This window comes from Geodermatophilus sp. SYSU D00079 (genome assembly GCF_054050635.1).
The window spans coordinates 50,161-66,472 of sequence record NZ_JBJGZS010000004.1 but is presented as its reverse complement, the minus strand read 5'-3'; the positions used below and the strand labels follow the sequence as shown (position 1 = coordinate 66,472).

The 16,312-nt window shown below is 76.1% G+C and carries 18 protein-coding genes; 5 read left to right on the top strand and 13 right to left on the bottom strand.

Annotation, left to right across the window (positions count from 1 at the left end; genetic code table 11):
• Window positions 1-24: 24 nt before the first annotated feature.
• From hemC to ACI79E_RS05325, 5 genes are all read right to left on the bottom strand, one after another.
• Entirely contained in the window at window positions 25-960 is a 936-nt protein-coding gene (gene hemC / locus ACI79E_RS05345) for a hydroxymethylbilane synthase (RefSeq protein ID WP_456931509.1), read from the bottom strand.
• Complete coding sequence (locus ACI79E_RS05340) at window positions 957-2,318, bottom strand: glutamyl-tRNA reductase (protein WP_456931508.1); 1,362 nt, start codon at window positions 2,316-2,318, stop codon at window positions 957-959. Before ACI79E_RS05340 ends, hemC begins: the two co-directional genes overlap by 4 nt.
• On the bottom strand, window positions 2,315-2,974 hold the full coding sequence (locus tag ACI79E_RS05335; RefSeq protein ID WP_456931507.1) for a redox-sensing transcriptional repressor Rex: 660 nt from the start codon (window positions 2,972-2,974) through the stop codon (window positions 2,315-2,317). Before ACI79E_RS05335 ends, ACI79E_RS05340 begins: the two co-directional genes overlap by 4 nt.
• A 315-nt stretch (window positions 2,975-3,289) precedes the next feature.
• A complete protein-coding gene (locus ACI79E_RS05330) occupies window positions 3,290-3,538 on the bottom strand; it encodes a glutaredoxin family protein (RefSeq protein WP_456931506.1) in 249 nt (82 codons plus the stop codon).
• Window positions 3,531-5,069: an AMP-binding protein gene (locus ACI79E_RS05325; protein WP_456931505.1), complete on the bottom strand. Its 1,539-nt coding sequence runs from the start codon at window positions 5,067-5,069 to the stop codon at window positions 3,531-3,533. The genes ACI79E_RS05330 and ACI79E_RS05325 overlap by 8 nt, the downstream gene beginning before the upstream one ends.
• Window positions 5,070-5,253: 184 nt before the next feature.
• Here ACI79E_RS05325 and ACI79E_RS05320 point away from each other — a divergent pair, with 184 nt between their 5' ends.
• The 3 genes from ACI79E_RS05320 (at window position 5,254) to ACI79E_RS05310 (ending at window position 8,216) form a co-directional block, all read left to right on the top strand.
• Window positions 5,254-5,913 carry an ECF subfamily RNA polymerase sigma factor, BldN family gene (locus ACI79E_RS05320; protein ID WP_456931504.1) on the top strand — a complete coding sequence of 220 codons (660 nt, stop codon included), beginning with the start codon at window positions 5,254-5,256 and terminating at the stop codon, window positions 5,911-5,913.
• A gap of 109 nt (window positions 5,914-6,022) precedes the next feature.
• A complete protein-coding gene (locus tag ACI79E_RS05315; RefSeq protein WP_456931503.1) occupies window positions 6,023-7,192 on the top strand; it encodes a DUF5667 domain-containing protein in 1,170 nt (389 codons plus the stop codon).
• A gap of 109 nt (window positions 7,193-7,301) precedes the next feature.
• Window positions 7,302-8,216 carry an HAD family hydrolase gene (locus ACI79E_RS05310; protein ID WP_456931502.1) on the top strand — a complete coding sequence of 305 codons (915 nt, stop codon included), beginning with the start codon at window positions 7,302-7,304 and terminating at the stop codon, window positions 8,214-8,216.
• A gap of 219 nt (window positions 8,217-8,435) precedes the next feature.
• On the opposite strand, the gene ACI79E_RS05305 is transcribed toward ACI79E_RS05310, so the two are convergent.
• The 6 genes from ACI79E_RS05305 to ACI79E_RS05280 form a co-directional block, all read right to left on the bottom strand.
• Window positions 8,436-9,344: a lysophospholipid acyltransferase family protein gene (locus ACI79E_RS05305; RefSeq protein ID WP_456931501.1), complete on the bottom strand. Its 909-nt coding sequence runs from the start codon at window positions 9,342-9,344 to the stop codon at window positions 8,436-8,438.
• Entirely contained in the window at window positions 9,337-10,443 is a 1,107-nt protein-coding gene (locus ACI79E_RS05300) for an NAD-dependent epimerase/dehydratase family protein (protein WP_456931500.1), read from the bottom strand. Before ACI79E_RS05300 ends, ACI79E_RS05305 begins: the two co-directional genes overlap by 8 nt.
• A 10-nt stretch (window positions 10,444-10,453) precedes the next feature.
• Window positions 10,454-10,552: a 30S ribosomal protein bS22 gene (locus ACI79E_RS05295; protein WP_012854759.1), complete on the bottom strand. Its 99-nt coding sequence runs from the start codon at window positions 10,550-10,552 to the stop codon at window positions 10,454-10,456.
• Between the two features lie 257 nt (window positions 10,553-10,809).
• Complete coding sequence (locus ACI79E_RS05290) at window positions 10,810-11,157, bottom strand: helix-turn-helix domain-containing protein (protein ID WP_456931499.1); 348 nt, start codon at window positions 11,155-11,157, stop codon at window positions 10,810-10,812.
• 251 nt (window positions 11,158-11,408) lie between these two features.
• A complete protein-coding gene (gene proC / locus ACI79E_RS05285; RefSeq protein WP_456931498.1) occupies window positions 11,409-12,233 on the bottom strand; it encodes a pyrroline-5-carboxylate reductase in 825 nt (274 codons plus the stop codon).
• The gene (locus ACI79E_RS05280; protein WP_456931497.1) at window positions 12,230-12,973 is read right to left on the bottom strand and encodes a hypothetical protein; all 744 of its coding nucleotides are present in this window, start codon (window positions 12,971-12,973) and stop codon (window positions 12,230-12,232) included. The genes proC and ACI79E_RS05280 overlap by 4 nt, the downstream gene beginning before the upstream one ends.
• A gap of 58 nt (window positions 12,974-13,031) precedes the next feature.
• On the opposite strand from ACI79E_RS05280, the gene ACI79E_RS05275 reads away from it, so the two are divergent.
• The gene (locus tag ACI79E_RS05275) at window positions 13,032-13,598 is read left to right on the top strand and encodes a type 1 glutamine amidotransferase domain-containing protein (RefSeq protein WP_456931496.1); all 567 of its coding nucleotides are present in this window, start codon (window positions 13,032-13,034) and stop codon (window positions 13,596-13,598) included.
• Between the two features lie 60 nt (window positions 13,599-13,658).
• Here ACI79E_RS05275 and ACI79E_RS05270 read toward each other — a convergent pair whose 3' ends face one another.
• Together ACI79E_RS05270 and ACI79E_RS05265 are read right to left on the bottom strand one after the other, a co-directional pair.
• On the bottom strand, window positions 13,659-14,396 hold the full coding sequence (locus ACI79E_RS05270; RefSeq protein ID WP_456931495.1) for a hypothetical protein: 738 nt from the start codon (window positions 14,394-14,396) through the stop codon (window positions 13,659-13,661).
• The gene (locus ACI79E_RS05265) at window positions 14,393-15,340 is read right to left on the bottom strand and encodes a Ppx/GppA phosphatase family protein (RefSeq protein WP_456931494.1); all 948 of its coding nucleotides are present in this window, start codon (window positions 15,338-15,340) and stop codon (window positions 14,393-14,395) included. Before ACI79E_RS05265 ends, ACI79E_RS05270 begins: the two co-directional genes overlap by 4 nt.
• A 137-nt stretch (window positions 15,341-15,477) precedes the next feature.
• Here ACI79E_RS05265 and ACI79E_RS05260 point away from each other — a divergent pair, with 137 nt between their 5' ends.
• Window positions 15,478-16,311, top strand: coding sequence for a hypothetical protein (locus ACI79E_RS05260; RefSeq protein WP_456931493.1), 834 nt, complete (start codon window positions 15,478-15,480; stop codon window positions 16,309-16,311).
• Window position 16,312: the final 1 nt, after the last annotated feature.

Genomic DNA, 16,312 nt, shown 5'->3' with positions numbered 1-16,312 from the left:
CGGGCTGCCCGGCCGGGGTGGAGGTCATCGGGAGGCCGCCATGAGCTCGGCGGCGCCCCGGTCGATCAGGTCGGCGGCGAGCTCGCGCCCGAGCCGCTCGGCCTCGGCCGGCGGGCCGGTGACCGAGCCGCGGACGCCGTCGCTGCCGTCGAGCGCGGTGACCGAGGCGCGGAGGAACAGCTCCGGGCCGTCCTCCCCCTCGGCCAGCTCGGCGTAGGCCGCGACCGGTGCGCTGCAGCCGGCCTCGAGCGCGGCCAGGGTGGTGCGCTCTGCGACGACGCAGGCCCGGGTGGCGGCGTCGTCGAGGGCGCCGAGCAGCTCCCGCGTGCGGACGTCGTCGGCCCGGCACTCCACGGCCAGCGCGCCCTGCGCCGGGGCGGGGAGCACCTGCAGCGGGTCGAGGGTCTCGGTGACCGCGTCCAGCCGGCCCAGGCGGGTGAGCCCCGCGCGGGCCAGCACGACGGCGTCCAGGTCACCGGGCACGACGCGGGCCATCCGGGTGTCGACGTTGCCCCGGATCGGCACGACCTCGAGCCCGAGGCCGAGCGCCCGGAGCTGGGCGACGCGGCGCGGGGCGCCGGTGCCCACCCGGGAGCCGGGCGGCAGCTCGCCGAGCGTGAGCCCGTTGCGCGCGACCAGCGCGTCGCGCGGGTCCTCGCGGGGCGGGACGGCGGCCACGGTCAGCCCCGGGTCGGGCGTCGTGGGGAGGTCCTTGAAGCTGTGGACGGCGACGTCGACGGTGCCCTCCAGCAGCGCCTGGCGGATCGCCGCGACGAACACGCCCGTGCCGCCGAGCTGAGCGATCGCCGCCGAGGAGCGGTCGCCCTCGGTGCTGATGTGCACCAGCTCGACGGGGACGCCGCTGGCCGCGGTGATCGCGTCGGCGACGCGCTGGGACTGGGTGGTGGCCAGCTGGCTGGCGCGCGTGCCCAGCCGCAGGGTGCCGGTGGTGGTCGTCACGAGAGGCCCCCGGACCCGAGCTCCTCGGGGTCGACGGTGACCGCCTCGGCCAGGTTGGTCCGCTCCGGGGCCACCTCGGCGTCGATGCCCAGGCCGAACAGGGCGCGCAGCGCGTCGGCGTAGTCGACCCCGCCCGGGGCGCTGGCCAGCTCCTTGACCCGCACCGTCGGCTCGTGGAGCAGCTTGTCCACGACCCGGTGCACCGTCCGGGCCACCTCGGCGCGGGCACGGGCGTCCAGGTCCGGGAGCCGGGTGGACAGCCGCAGCAGCTCGGCGTCGACGACCTCGGCCGCCTGGCTGCGCAGCGCGGACACCGTGGGTGCCACGGCGGCGGCCTGCCGCTCGGCCCGCAGCAGCGCGGTCTCGGCGTCGATGAGGGCGTGCGCCGCGGCGACGTCGTCGGCGGCGACCGGGCCGGCCGGGTGCTCGCCGGCCGCCGTCCGTTCGCCCTGCAGGAGGGCGAGGTCGACCACGTGCACGCCGGGCAGCGCCGCGACACCGGGGTCGACGTCCCGGGGCAGTGCGAGGTCGATGACGACCAGCGGCCGGTCGGGACGGCCGGCCATCGCGGCGGCCACGACGTCGGTGACGATCACGAGCCCGCGCGCACCCGTGCAGGTGACCAGCACGTCGGCGGCGGCGAGCTCGTCGGGCAGCGCGGACAGCTCGGCGGCGCGGCCCTCGACGGAGGTGGCCAACCGCTGGGCGTGCTCGGGGGTCCGGCTGCTGACCGTGACCGCCGCACCCCGGCGGGCCAGCGTGGTCGCGGCCAGCGCACCCATCGAGCCGGCACCGACGACCAGCACCGAGCGGCCCTCGAGGGAGCCGATGCGGTCCTCGGCGCGGTCGAGGGAGACCGACACCAGCGAGGCCCCGGCCCGGTCGATGCCGGTCTCGGAGTGCACCCGCTTGCCCACCCGCAGCGCGCGCTGGGCCACCGGGTGCAGCGCCCGGCCGACGGTGCCCTGCTCGCGGGCGAGGGCGTAGGCGTTGCGCAGCTGGCCGAGGACCTGGGTCTCGCCGACGACCATCGAGTCCAGCCCGGCGGCCACGGTGAACAGGTGCGTGACGGCCTGGTCCTCGTAGTGCACCGTCACGTACGGCGAGAGCTCCTCGACCGTCGCGCCGGCCTGCCGGGCCAGCACGCGGCTGACCTCGGTGACGCCGCCGTGGAAGCGGTCCACCTCGGCGAAGACCTCCACGCGGTTGCACGTGGCCAGCACGATCGCCTCGCTGACGTGGTCGGTGCCGACCAGCTCGTGCAGCGCCTTGACCGTGTCGTCGGGGCCCATCGCGAACTGCTCGAGCAGCGCGACGGGCGCGTTCTGGTGGCTGACGCCGACCGCCAGCAGGCTCATGCCAGCACCTCCACGGACGTGGCCCCCCGCTGCTGACCGAGGAAGGCGAGGACCTGCAGCTCCACGGACAGGTCGACCTGACGGACGTCGACCCCCGCGGGCGCGGACAGCGCCACCGGTGCGAAGTTCAAGATGCTCCTCACCCCGGCCGCGGTCAGCCGGTCACAGACCGACTGGGCGACCTCGGCCGGTGTCGCGATGACCCCGATGGTGACCGCCGCGCCGGCGACCACCTCGTCGAGTTGCTCCATGGGGCGGACCGGCTGCCCGCCGACCGCCTGGCCCACGCGGGCGGGGTCGGCGTCGAACAGGCCGACGAACCGGAAGCCCCGGCTGCCGAAGCCGGCGTAGTCGGCCAGCGCGGCGCCGAGGTTGCCGATGCCGACCAGCACGCAGGCGCGCGAGCGCTCCACGCCCAGCACCCGGGCGATGCGGTCGCGCAGGGTGGCCACCTCGTAGCCGACGCCACGGACCCCGCAGGGGCCGAGGTGGGAGAGGTCCTTGCGCAGGCCGGCGGGGTTCACGCCGGCCGCGGAGGCCAGCTCACCCGAGGAGACGTTGCTGCGGCCGCCGTCCGCGAGGCCGGTGAGGACCCGCAGGTAGACGGCGAGGCGAGCGACGGTGGCCTCCGGGATCCGGGGCCGCGGGTGGGACACGGGCCTCTCCTCGCTGGCGCTCGTGGACCCCGTGCCCTGGGGAGCTGGGTCGCCGCACGACCTCGCCAGCTCGGTCATGTTCCTGCTCCACAGCAGTCGCGCCCGTACGTCCGGCGGGTACCGGATGCGGTCGATCGACATCGGGGACGCGGGCGGGTTGCCGCCCGGCGACAGCCACGGTAACCGCTTGTGAACGCAGGAACAAAGTCGCCGGGGGCCGTGGACGGCTCGTTCCCAGCGCAGACGGGGCCTGCTGTGGTGGAGACCATACCCTGCGCCTCCCCGATCGACCCGCCCGGGTGACCCCCGGACCGCTCAGCCGAGGCCGAGGTCGCGGCGCAGCCGCGGGACGTCCACGGTGAAGTACGAGTGCTCCCGGCCGTCGAGCAGCACCACCGGCACCCGGTCGCCGTACTCGGCCTGCAGCTCGGGGTCGGCGTCCACGTCGACCGACGTCGTGGCCAGCCCCGCTTCCGCGGCGATCTGCTCGAGGGTGGTCGCGGCGTTCTCGCACAGGTGGCAGCCCTGGCGGGTGATGAGCTGCAGCCGCCCCGGCTCAGTCATCGCCGCCCCCCGCGGCCTGCGGCTCGGTGAGGCCGAGCTCACGCAGCCGCGCCCGGCTCACCTTGCCCGTCAGCGAGTGCGGCAGCGTCGCCAGCACCTGCACCGACGTCGGCACCTTGTAGCGCGCCAGGGACGCCGCGGCGTGGTCGCGCAGCTCCTCGAAGGTCACCTGGGCACCGGGGCGCAGCGCCACCACGGCCCGGACCGCCGCGCCGGTGCGCGGGTCGGGGACCCCGATGACGGCGCTCTCGGCGACCGCCGGATGGGTGTCGAGCACGCGTTCCACCTCCGCGGGGTAGACGTTGAAGCCGCTGACCAGGACCAGGTCGCTGCGCCGGTCGACCAGGTGCAGGTCGCCGTCCTCGTCGGCGTAGGCGAGGTCGCCGGTGGCCAGCCAGCCGGCGGCATCCGGGCCGTCGGCGCCGTCGGGCCAGTACCCGGAGAACAGGTTGGGCCCGCGCACCCAGATCTCGCCGGGGCCGTCCTCGGCGAGGTCGCCGCCGCCGGCGCCCCCGTCCCCGGTCTCGTGGAGGGCGGTGTCGCGCAGCTGCACCTCCACGCCGGGCAGCGGGCCGCCGATGCACGCCGGCTTGGCGCGCCCGGTCGCCAGCGTGCTGGCCACCACGGGGCCGGCCTCGGTCAGCCCGTACCCCTCCCACACCGTCACCGCGGCCCGCTCGCGCATCGCCGTCCAGACCTCGGCGGGCAGCGGCGCGGCACCGCAGGAGGCCATCCGGACGGCGGCGAAGGCGCGGCGCAGGTCGGCGTCGGACCCGGCGGCGTCGGCGACGGCCAGCCACGCCTGGTACATCGGCGGGGCCCCGGGGACGGCGGTGACCTCCTCGCGGGCCATCAGCGCCAGCGCCGCCGCCGGGTCGAAGGTCTCCATCAGCACCGCGCAGGCGCCGGTCGCCGCGACCAGCCCGAAGCCGGCGTTGAGCCCGTAGACGTGGAACAGCGGCAGCACGAGCAGGACCCGGTCCTCGGGCCGCACCGGCGCCGGCTGCACCGCCAGGCACTGCTCCTGGTTGGCGCGCAGGGCGCCCGCCGTCAGCATCGCGCCGCGCGGCCGGCCGGTGGTGCCGCTGGTGTAGGCCAGGAAGGACAGCGTCGCGGGGTCGTCGGCGACGTCCGGGGGCGGGCCGTCCCCGGCCGGCGGGCCACCCACGACGGGGACCCCGGCCACCGGCGCGCGCTGCTGCGTCGCGACCAGCAGCGCCGCCCCGGAGTCGGCGAGCACGTGCTCCAGCTCCGCGTCGGTGTAGGCGGTGTTCACCGGGACGACGGCCAGCCCGGCCCGCAGCGCCCCCAGGGCCGCCCGCAGCCAGTCCAGCCCGTTGGGCAGCTGCACCGCGACCCGCTCGCCCGGCGCGAGGCCCCGGGCGGCGTACCCGGCGGCCGCCCGGTCCACCTGGGCGTCCAGCTCCGCCCAGGTGAGGCGCTCCTCCCCCGCCACCACCGCCGGCGCCCCCGGCCGCTCCCGGGCCGCCGTCCGCACGAGCGAGGACAGCGACGCACCGACGCCGGTCATGCGCATCTCCTCCGGTGGAGCGGTCATGGCCACCCGCGGGAAGGGCCACGACACGGCGCGTGACCGGGGTGGCGTGGACGGGCTGCAGCGATGTTGTCACCATGGGCGCTGCCCCGCAGCACCGCGCGCCCTGCCGGCGCGCCCCAGGAGGACCCGGCGGGCCGACGAGGAGACCGACGCCCGCATGCCCCAGCCGCACCCGGTGGACGAGCGGCCGTCCACCGCCGGACCGCGGCCGCGTCCGACCCCGCACCCCCGGTCCGTCCCGCCTGCCGACGACCTCGGCGAGGTCGTCGCACCGCTCGACGTGTGGGAGCTGGTGCGGCGGGCCCAGCAGGGGGACGCCGAGGCGTTCGGCGGGCTCTACGACCACTACGTGACGATGGTGTACCGGTACCTGTACCACCGCGTGGGCGACCGGGCGCTGGCCGAGGACTTCACCAGCGAGACGTTCGTCCGGGCGCTGCGACGGATCGACTCGCTGTCCTTCCAGGGCCGCGACGTGGGCGCCTGGCTGGTCACCATCGCCCGCAACATCGTGCTCGACCACGTGAAGAGCAGCCGCTTCCGGCTGGAGGTCACCACCGCGGACATGCGCGACGCCGACCGGGCCACCGACGGCCCGGAGGACACCGTGGTCCAGCAGCTGACCAACGAGCAGCTGCTGTCCTGCGTCCGGCAGCTCGGCGGCGAGCAGCAGGAGTGCATCTCGCTGCGGTTCCTGCAGGGCCTGTCGGTCTCGGAGACCGCGGCCGTCATGGGCAAGAAGGACGGCGCCATCAAGGCCCTCCAGCACCGGGCGGTGCGCCGCCTGGCCCGCCTGCTGCCGGAGGGACTGCGATGAACGCCACCCCGGCTCCCCGCCGGTGCCCCGTAACGGCCGGCCCGCCGATGTCGTTGCCGGGGTGGACGCACGACACCCCGTCGTGCACGCGATCCCCCGGAGGTCCCAGGTGAGCACGCACGACGGCGCCGCGCCCGCGGCTCCCCGGCGTGCCGCCGTCCGGGAGGACGCCGTCGTCCACCGCCTGCAGGCACTGGCCGCCGACCTCGACGACGCACCCGACCCGGCGTTCCGCGCGGCGACCCGCGAGCGGCTGGTGGCGATGGCGGCGGTGCGCTCCCCGCAGCCGGCGCCCTCCCGGCTGCGGCGGGCACTGGACGTCCGGGCCCGCGACGGCGTGGCCCGTCCCTGGCGGACCCGGCTGACCGCGGGGCTGGCCGGTGCCGCGCTCACCGTCACGACCCTCGGCGCCCTGGTCGCCCTCGCCACTGACGCCACCCCGGGCGACGTCCTCTACGGCGTCAAGCGCGGTACCGAGCAGAGCCGGCTGGCGCTGGCCGGGGACTCCCGCGGGCTGACCCTCCTGGAGTTCGCCTCCACCCGGCTGGCGGAGCTGGACGCGCTGGAGGGCTCCGGCTCGACCCAGGTCGCCGTCGCGCTGCTGGACACCATGGACGCGCAGACCGCCGAGGGCACCGCCCTGCTCACCGGCGAGGCGGTCGCCGGTGGGGACGCCGCGCCGCTGCAGGAGCTGGGTGACTGGGCCGCGGCGCAGGCCGCCGACCTGACGGCGCTGCGGAGCGAGCTGCCCGCCGGTACCGCCGACGCGGCGCGGGAGTCCGCGGACCTGCTGGCCGGGGTGACCGAGCGCGCCACCGGCCTGGAGACCGCGCTGACCTGCCCGGGTGGGCCGGCGACCACCGGCACCGACGTCCTCGGCCCCGTCCCGGCCCCCTGCCCCGCCGACGAGCCGGGCGCCGCACCGCCGACGGCTCCGGCGCCGCCCAGCCCCGCCCCCGGGAGCACCCGGCCGACCGCCCACCCGCACACCGCGGCGGCCCCTACGACCGCCCCGGCCCCGGTCCCGGGCCCGACGCCCGCACCGGCTCCCGGAGCGGGTGGCACCGGCTCGCCGGCACCCCCGGCGGCGCCCAGTGCCGAGGCGCCACGGCCTCCGGCCCCCACCGCCTCGGCACCCGCGCCCGCACCCGGCGGCGCCGGCGGCGGCACACCGGCCCCACCGACGCCGTCCCTGCCCGCGCCGGTGCCGACGCGGACCCCGCCGCCACCGCTGATCGAGACACCGTTGCCGATCTGCATCCCGTTCCTCGTCTGCTGAACCCGCGACGGCGACCCGCCGCCGGCCCAACTAGGGTTCGGGACGAGGTCCACCACCACCCCGCTGCCCGGCCGCACGCCGGCCGCGCCGGGTCGACAGGGAGGTCGTCGTGCCGGGACTCCCCTTCCGTGGCCGCCGCGCACGGAGGGCGGGCGAGCTGCCCGACGAGGAGACCAGGGCGCACGTCGCCGGTGCCGCGTCGGCCGCGGCCGCGGAGGTCGCGCCGGCGCCGGCCGTCGTCCCCGACCTGACCACGGCGGCGTTCTTCGACGTCGACAACACGATGATGATGGGCGCGTCGCTGTTCTGGTTCGCCCGCGGGCTGGCCGCCCGCAAGTACTTCCGGGCACGCGACCTCGCCCTGTTCGTCTGGCAGCAGGCCAAGTTCCGGGTCGCCGGCAACGAGAGCGCCGACGACATGCACACGATCCGGGAGAACGCGCTGGCGTTCGTCGCGGGCCGCCCGGTCGACGAGATCGTCGCGGTGAGCGAGGAGATCTACGACGAGCTGATGGCCGACCGGATCTGGGCCGGCACCCGCGTCCTCGCCCAGAAGCACCTCGACGCCGGGCAGCGCGTGTGGCTGGTCACCGCCACCCCGGTCGAGCTGGCCCGGATCATCGCCCACCGGCTGGGGCTCACCGGCGCCCTGGGCACCGTCGCCGAGGTGGTCGACGGGAAGTACACCGGCCGGCTGGTCGGCGAGCTGATGCACGGTGAGGCGAAGGCCGAGGCGGTGCGCGCCCTGGCCGAACGCGAGGGCCTGGACCTCTCCCGGTGCACCGCCTACAGCGACAGCTCCAACGACCTGCCGATGCTCACCCTCGTCGGGACGGCGGTCGCGGTGAACCCCGACACCGAGCTGCGCGCCGTCGCCCGCTCCCGCGGCTGGGACGTCCGCGACTTCCGCACCGGGCGCAAGGCCGCGAAGATCGGCGTCCCCACGGTGGCCGCCGCGGCGCTCTCCGGCGGCCTCGTCGGCGGGGCGCTGGCCCTCCGCCGCCGCCAGCGCTGGCCGTTCTGAGTCGTCTGTCACCCTCCGGGCGACACCGCGGCCAGGTGCCGTCCCCACCTGCGTGGAGCCGGTCCTGGCCCTCCTCGAGGAGGCCTCCGGCCCCCACTCGTCAGACCACCTCGCGGGGCGGCCCCGGCTGACACCCGCGACCGGCTGCCGTCCCCCACCTGTGTGCCGCGGTGGCGACCCCGTCCTCGGGGAGCCCTCCGGGCCCCCGCTCGGACGGGGTCAGCCGAAGACGGACCTGCGCTGCAGCAGGAGCTGGTAGATGGACTGCTGGATGGTCTCGCGGACCTGGTCGGTCAGGTTGAACACCAGCATCGGGTCCTCGGCGGCCGCGGGACCGTAGGACGCGGTCTCGATCGGCTCCCCGAAGGCGATCAGCCACTTCGACGGCAGCGGCAGCAACCCCAGCGGGCCCAGCAGCGGGAAGGTGGGCGTGATCGGGAAGTAGGGCAGGCCGAGGAGCCGGGCGACGGTCTTGGCGTTGCCCAGCATCGGGTAGATCTCCTCGGCACCGACGATGGCGCACGGGATGATCGGCGCCCCGGTGCGCAGTGCCGCCGTGACGAAACCACCCCGGCCGAACCGTTGCAGGGTGTACCTCTCGCGGAACGGCTTGCCGATCCCCTTGAAGCCCTCGGGGAAGACGCCGACCAGTTCACCGCCGGTCAGCAGGCGCTCGGCGTCCTCGTTGCAGGCCAGCGTGGTGCCCATCTTGCGGGAGACCGTGCCGACGAAGGGCATCTCGAAGACCAGGTCCGCGCCCAGCAGCCGCAGCCGGCGCTGCGCCGGGTGGTCGTCGTGCAGCGCGACCGTCGTCATCAGCGCGTCGACCGGCAGCGTCCCGGAGTGGTTGGCCACCACCAGCGCACCGCCGGTGTCGGGCACGTTCTCCACCCCGTGGGTCTCCACCCGGAACCAGCGCGAGAACAGCGGGCGCAGCAGCGGCAGCAGCACGTGGTCGGTGAGGTCGGGGTCGAAGCCGAACTCGTCGGTCTCGTAGTCCCCGGTCAGCCGGCGGCGGAGGAACTCCAGACCACCGGCGACCTGCTCCTCCCAGCTGGGGGACGGCGGCCGAGACACGTGCAGGTCGTCGTCCTCCGGCCGCAGCGGGATCACCCGCGCCTCAGGCATCGCGCACCGCCCGCAGGCCCGGGGCCGCCGGCACCGGCCGCAGCCGCTGCCCGACCGCGCCGATCGTGGCGCCCGCCCGCTCCACGACCGCCTGGGCCCGCGAGGTCACCCCGCCGACGAGGTCGGGCGGGACCACCGGGGGCACCGTGCTCGCGTAGTCGGCGAGGGCCTCGGCCGTCGTGAAGCGCGGGGTGTAGCCGAACTCCTCGCGCAGCACCGTCGTGTCGACCACCCGGCCGAAGTTGAGGAAACGCATCTGCTCCGGGGAGTAGTCGACGAAGCCGAACCGCCGGGTGAGGCGGCCCACCGAGGCCAGCGTGGGCGAGGGCAGCGGGACCTGGATGCGGCCCAGCCGGCGGATGACCTGCGACAGCAGCAGCGTGCCCTCCCCGCCCACGTTGACCGTGCCGGAGAAGTCCCCGGTCGTGGCCCGGGTAAGCACCGCCAGCGCGTCGTCCTCGTGCAGCAGCTGCACCCGCGCGTCGTAGCCCAGGGCCGTGGGCACCAGGGGCATGCGCAGGAAGTGCGTGAGCAGGGAGTCGATGCGCGGGCCGATGAAGTTCGTGAAGCGCAACGCGGCCACCGCGACGTCGGGACGGCGGCGGGCGAAGGACCGGACGTAGCCCTCGATGTCGAGGCTGTCCTTGGCGAACCCACCCGAGGGCACCCGCCGGGCCTGCATGGCCTCGGTGAAGACGGCGGGGTCGCGCGAGGAGGCGCCGTAGACGGCGCTGGTCGACTTCAGCACGAACCGCCGCACCGACGGCGCGCGCTGGCAGGCGGCCAGGAGCTGCATCGTGCCGATGACGTTGAGCTCCTTCATCGGCCCCCGCCCGCCGGAGCCGGCCGGCGTGGAGCTGATGTTCATGTGCACGACCGTGTCGACCGAGGCCGTCGCGATGACCTTGCCGATCAGCGGGTTGCGGATGTCGGCCCGGACGAACTCGGTGCGGCCGAGTCGACGGAGCATCTCCGTCGACGGAGGGACGGTGTCGACCCCGATGACGCGCTCGATGGAGCGGTCGCGAGCGAGCTCGGCCGCCAGCGCACCCCCGAGCCACCGGCTCACACCGGTGACCAGGACGATCGCGGGCGGCACGAGCGTCAGCTCACTTCTTGTTGCGTCGCTGGACGCGGGTCTTCTTCAGCAGCTTGCGGTGCTTCTTCTTCGCCATCCGCTTGCGGCGCTTCTTGATGACCGAACCCATGCCCTGTGCTCCTGGTGTCGTCGCCGCGCGACGTCCAGAGGGGACCGGGGTCCCGTCGGCCGCCGCGCGAGGTGATCAGCTCGTGTGCGACGGCCCGGTTCTGCATCGACCCGGCGTCGCTCGGCGCCCGAGCGTACCCGGCGCCCCCGCGGCGACGCTGCCGCGGGAACGGAGCCGGCGCAGAGTCCCCCTCCCGGGGGTGGCCTCCTGCGGTGTCCCGCCGCGAACCTGCGTGGGGCGGGGGCAGGCGGCGGTTCTCAGGCGATGTCGGTGTAGGCGTCGCGCAGGTAGTCCTGCACGGCGCGCTCCGGGACGCGGAACGAGCGGCCGACGCGGACGGCGGAGAGCTCACCGGCGTGCACGAGGCGGTACACGGTCATCTTGGAGACCCGCATCATGCTGGCGACCTCGGCCACGGTCAGGAAGGTGACCGACGCGCGGGGGGCGGGGACGGCCGGACGGCCGACCGGCATGGCGGCCGGGTGCGCCGGGGCGATCGGGCGGGCCATCTGGGCGGCCGCGATCGGGCGGGCCATCTGACGGGGGGCCGGGACGCCGGGACGGGCGTAGGCGGCAGCAGTGGCGGTGCGCTGGGGCATGGTCATGACTTCATCTCCGGACCTAGCACGCGTCGGGCGCCGGCTTCCCCACCGACTACGGGACACGCACGTGCTGATACAGAGCGTAGGGGGACTGGCGTGACAGAAGCGATGGAAGAAACGGACATGCGGACCGGTCCGTCCTGGGCAGAACTACACCTATGTCGGTAGATCGACGTGTGTCTGGGCGCGTCGTCGACGACACGTCCGCATCCAGTCACGCTGTGTCGACAAATCCGCACCCCTGAGCGGTAGGGTCACCGCCCCTCCGGGCGCCGACCCAACTCCACCGACCGGGCGTGCGCCGCCTCGATCGCCGCGATCAGCGCCGCCCGCACACCGTGCCGCTCCAGCTCCCGGATCGCCGCGATCGTCGTCCCGCCGGGGCTGGTGACCGCCTCGCGCAGCTGCACCGGGTGCTCCCCCGAGTCGCGCAGCATCACCGCCGAGCCCAGGGCGGTCTGCACGATGAGGTCCGCGGCCAGCGCCCGCGGCAGGCCGAGCAGGATGCCGGCGTCGATCATCGCCTCGACCAGGTAGAAGAAGTAGGCCGGACCGCTGCCCGACAGCGCCGTCACGGCGTCCTGCTGGCTCTCCGGCACCCGGCGCACCTGCCCGACGGCGGCCAGGAGCGCCTCGGCCTCGTCCAGGTGCGCCTCGTCGGCGTGCGCCCCGGCCGACAGCACGCACATGCCCTCGTCGACCAGCGCCGGGGTGTTGGGCATGACCCGGACGACCGGCACCCCCTCCGGCAGGGCGGCCTCGATCGTCGACGTCGGGACGCCGGCGGCGACCGAGACGACCAGGTGGTCCGCGTCGACCGACCCGCCCAGCAGCCCGAGGAGGGTGCCGATGTCCTGCGGCTTGACCGCCAGCAGCAGCACCCGGGCCCGGGCCGCCGCCTCGGTGAGCCCGAGGACCGGCACGCCGTAGCGCCCGGTCAGTTCCGCCGCCCGCTCGGGGCTGCGCTCGCAGACGACGATGCCGTCCGGCCCGCCCCGCCGGACCAGGCCCGACAGCAGCGCCTCCCCGATCTTGCCGCCGCCGATGATCGCCAGGCCCTGCCGCCCGCCCGCGGTCATCGCAGACCTGCCAGCCGGCGCAGCGGAACGAGCGCGGCCCGCTCCCCCGACGGGACGACGACCCGCACCCCGTACCCGCCGGCGACCAGCCGGCGCTGCTGCTCGGTGCGGACTCTCCACGGCATGACGTACTCCCAGCTGTCCGGTGTTCGCTCGTTCCAGGCGGCCCGCTCGCCGGCGATGGCGACCAGCCGCGGATCGGTGGTGCCGACCGCGGGGCGCCCGGCCCCGGCCATCAGCACGTTGAGGCAGCGCACGAAGGCGAGGTCCGCCGCGGCGCCCCGCCCGGCGGCCAGGCGGACCCGGGCGTCGGCCAGCGCGCGGCAGCGCTGCTCGGCGCCGGGGTGGTCGGCGGGGACCACCACCACCGGCGCCGGCAGGTCCCCGGTGACGGCGTCGACCCCGGGGGGCGCGCCGGTCAGGGCCACGCCGAGTCCGGCCCCGGCGGCGGTGCGGGCCACCGCCACGGCGTCCGCGGCACCGAGCCGGTCCACCGGGACGGTCAGCTCGCACCGGTCGGCGATGCCGGCCGCGGCCACCCGTGCGACCAGCTCCCGCAGCGCGGCGGTCGGGTCACCGGCGTCGGCGGCGGGCCGGTGCTCGAGGGCGACGGCGAAGCCCGCCGCCGCCAGGTCCGCCGCCGTCGTCACCGGGTCGGCGGGCCACCGGCCGGCTCCGGCGGGCGCGCCCAGGCGCCGGCCGAGCAGGCGGCGCACCGGGGAGGGGGTCTGCGAGCGCACGTGCCGAACGTAGTGCGGCCGCGTGTGCCGTCGTCGGGGCCGGGGTAGCGGCGGCCGCATGGCAGGAGAACTGGACGGCATGAAGGTGGCGGTCCTCGCGACCGACGGCGTGGAGCAGGTCGAGCTGGACCGGCCGTGGCAGGCGCTGGAGGAGGCCGGCGCCGAGCCGGAGCTGGTGTCGCTGGAGGCCGGCGAGATCACCGCCTACGACCACATCGACAAGGCCGACACCAAGAAGGTCGACGTCCCCGTGAGCTCCGCCGACCCCGACGAGTACGCGGCCCTGGTGCTGCCCGGCGGGGTGATCAACGGGGACTTCGTGCGTGCGGACGCCGACGCCGTCGCCTTCGTGAAGGCCTTCTTCGAGTCGGGCAAGCCGGTGGCGGCGATCTGCCACGCCCCGTGGGTGCTGGCCGAGGCCGACGTCGTCCGCGGCCGCCGGATGACCTCGTGGCCCTCCCTGCAGACCGACCTGCGCAACGCCGGTGCCAAGTGGGTCGACGAGGAGGTGGTCGTCGACGGCAACCTGGTGACCAGCCGCAAGCCCGACGACCTCGACGCGTTCACCGCCGCGATGGTCGAGCAGTTCGCCGCCGGCCCGGAGGAGGACGACGAGGAGGAGTGAGGCCCCTCCTGCAGGGGCCCGCCGCGAGCCCGCGAGCGGCAGGGGCAGCGGGGCCCTCCGTCACGTCCCGGAGAGGAGACCGGCGGCCGGGGCGATGGTCAGCACCGTCCCGGCGAAGACCAGGACGCCGACCAGCCGGAAGCCGGCCGGCTCCTTGTCCTGCCGCTGCCGCCACGCCCCGACGCCGGCCACGAGCGCGGCGACGGCCAGCGGTGCCAGCACCACGGCGAGGTAGGGCAGCAGCTCCCACAGCACGGTGAACAGGAAGTAGATGCCGACGCCGGCGGCGAGGGCGACGACCAGCTCGCCGGCGAAGCGCAGCCAGGCCAGGACCCCCTCCCGCGGGCCGAGGGCCTCCTCGTCGAGCAGCGGGGCGTCGTCGTCGGGGCGGACGACGGGGATCGGCCCGGTGGAGGGCCCGGCGTCGGCCGGCTGCTGCGCCCGGAGCGAGCCGGTGGCCGACGTCGCCGCGCCGGGGACGCCGGGCTTCTTGGACGGGCGGAGGCCCGGGATGGCCGCGGTGGAGGGCTCGGGCCGGGCCCGTCGCCGCTCGGGCAGCGGCGTCGGCCGGGCCAGGTCACCGGTCCGGTCGACGGCGCGGCGGCCGAAGGGGGCGCGCTCGCCCACCCGGCCGGTGTCCGCAGGGCGCTCACCACCGCTCCCCCGCTGTCGGATGCCGGTGTCGGTGTCGTCCTCCCGGCGCCGGCGTCCCCGCGCCGGGGACTCGACCCCGGCCTCCCGGAGGATGTCGGCCAGGGGCCGGCCACCGGTCTCCGGGTCCCGGCGGGAGGTGGTCACAGCTGCTCCTCCAGAGAGTCCAGGCGCCGCAGGATGACGCCCTCCCGCAGCGCCCACGGGCAGATCCGGACGGACGGTACGTCGAGCGCGCGCATCGCCGCGCGCGCCACGACGGCGCCGGCGGGGACCTGGTGCGCGCGGTCGGGTGACACGCCCTGCAGCTCGGCCAGCGCCGCGGACTCGATGCGGGAGACGAACCCGATCAGCTGCTCCAGGCCGTCGAGGGTGAGCTGCCGCGGCGCGCGCAGCCCGGCGGAGTAGGGCGCCGCACCGGTCAGCCGGGCCAGCGTGCGGAAGGTCTTGCTCGTCGCGGCCACGAGGTCCGGCGGGCCGCCGGCCAGCAGCTTCGACGTCGCGGGCCGCAGCAGGTCGGCGGCGTACCCGTCGAGCTCCTCGAGGGCGCGCAGGTCGGGGCGGCCGCCGGTACGGGCCTCGGGCAGGTGGCGGCGGGTCATGCGCCCGGCGCCCAGCGGCAGGGACAGCGCGACGTCGGGGTCCTCGTCCAGCCCGCTGGCCAGCTCCAGCGACCCGCCGCCGATGTCGAGCACGAGCAGCCGGCCGGCGCTCCACCCGAACCACCGGCGGACGGCGAGGAAGGTCAGCCGGGCCTCCTCCTCACCGCTGGTCACCTGCAGGTCCACGCCGGTCCGCTCCCGGACCCGCGCCAGCACCTCCAGGCCGTTGTCCGCCTCGCGGATCGCCGAGGTCACCAGCGCCAGCAGCTCCTCGCAGCCCTGCCGCTCGGCCTGGTCGCAGGCCTTGCGCACCGCCTTGACCAGCGCCTTCTCACCCTCCTTCGACAGGAGGTTGTCGGGGCCGACGTGCTCGGCCAGGCGCAGGACCTCGCGGTCGTCGTGCATCGGGGTGGGGTGGGCGCCCCTGTGCGCGTCGACCACCAGGAGGTGCACCGTGTTCGATCCGACGTCCAGCACCCCGAGCCGCATGCGGTCAGTCTGCCGGTCGCCACCCGGACGGGCTGATCCGGTCAGCAGCCGGGGCCCCCGTGGCCGCGGTCGTGGTGCGGATCCCACCCCCGGCCGACGGTTCCCGGCGCCCGCGCAGTGGCTCCTACGCTGACCGGGTGCAGGACGTCCCTCCCGAGGTGCCGTTGGACTTCGCCCGCGAGTGGGTCGAGTTCCCCGATCCCGCCGACCCCGGCCACGTGGTCCGCGCCGACCTGACCTGGCTGGCGTCGGCCTGGACGTGCGTGTTCGGCCGCGGCTGCGCCGGGGTGGTCGAGGGCCGGCCGGACGACGGCTGCTGCAGCCACGGCGCGTTCTTCACCGACGAGGACGACCTGGCCCGGGTGACCGCCGCCGTCGCCGACCTCGCCGACGAGGACTGGCAGCTCGCCCCGGTGGGCCGTGGCGCCTGGACCGAGGAGGACGCCGCCGACGACGAGGACGGCGTCCGTTCGCTGCGCACCCGGCGCGTCGACGGCGCCTGCGTGTTCCTCAACCGGCCGGGGTTCCCCGGGGGCACCGGCTGCGCGCTGCACCGCATGGCGCTGCGGGAGGACCTGCACCCGATGCTCACCAAGCCCGACGTCTGCTGGCAGCTGCCGGTGCGGCGGGAGCAGGAGGAGGTGGAGCGGCCCGACGGCACGAGGGTCCTGGTCTCCAGCATCGGTGAGTTCGACCGGCGCGGGTGGGGCCCCGGCGGGCACGACCTGCACTGGTGGTGCACCGGCTCGCCCGCCGCGCACGTCTCCCCCGAACCGCTGGTGCTCACCTACGCCGCGGAGCTGACCGCGCTCCTCGGGGGCCCCGCGTACGAGGAGCTGCGCCGGCTCACCGAGACCCGGCTGGACCAGGGCCTGGTCGCCCCGCACCCGGCGAGCCCGGCGCCGGTCCCCGTCGTCCTCCACCGCCGCCGGCCCGGGGCGGACCACCCGTCGGGGGTGCGGCAGGACTGAC

Excerpts from the sequence above, each read along its gene's own strand:
- ACI79E_RS05340 (WP_456931508.1), bottom strand. The coding sequence starts at position 2,318 with ATGAGCCTGCTGGCGGTCGGCGTCAGCCACCAGAACGCGCCCGTCGCG.
- ACI79E_RS05320 (WP_456931504.1), top strand. The coding sequence starts at position 5,254 with ATGCCCCAGCCGCACCCGGTGGACGAGCGGCCGTCCACCGCCGGACCG.
- ACI79E_RS05330 (WP_456931506.1), bottom strand. The coding sequence starts at position 3,538 with ATGACTGAGCCGGGGCGGCTGCAGCTCATCACCCGCCAGGGCTGCCAC.
- ACI79E_RS05295 (WP_012854759.1), bottom strand. The coding sequence starts at position 10,552 with ATGGGTTCGGTCATCAAGAAGCGCCGCAAGCGGATGGCGAAGAAGAAG.
- ACI79E_RS05275 (WP_456931496.1), top strand. The coding sequence starts at position 13,032 with ATGGCAGGAGAACTGGACGGCATGAAGGTGGCGGTCCTCGCGACCGAC.
- ACI79E_RS05325 (WP_456931505.1), bottom strand. The coding sequence starts at position 5,069 with ATGACCGGCGTCGGTGCGTCGCTGTCCTCGCTCGTGCGGACGGCGGCC.
- proC (WP_456931498.1), bottom strand. The coding sequence starts at position 12,233 with ATGACCGCGGGCGGGCGGCAGGGCCTGGCGATCATCGGCGGCGGCAAG.
- ACI79E_RS05305 (WP_456931501.1), bottom strand. The coding sequence starts at position 9,344 with ATGCCTGAGGCGCGGGTGATCCCGCTGCGGCCGGAGGACGACGACCTG.
- ACI79E_RS05265 (WP_456931494.1), bottom strand. The coding sequence starts at position 15,340 with ATGCGGCTCGGGGTGCTGGACGTCGGATCGAACACGGTGCACCTCCTG.
- ACI79E_RS05290 (WP_456931499.1), bottom strand. The coding sequence starts at position 11,157 with ATGACCATGCCCCAGCGCACCGCCACTGCTGCCGCCTACGCCCGTCCC.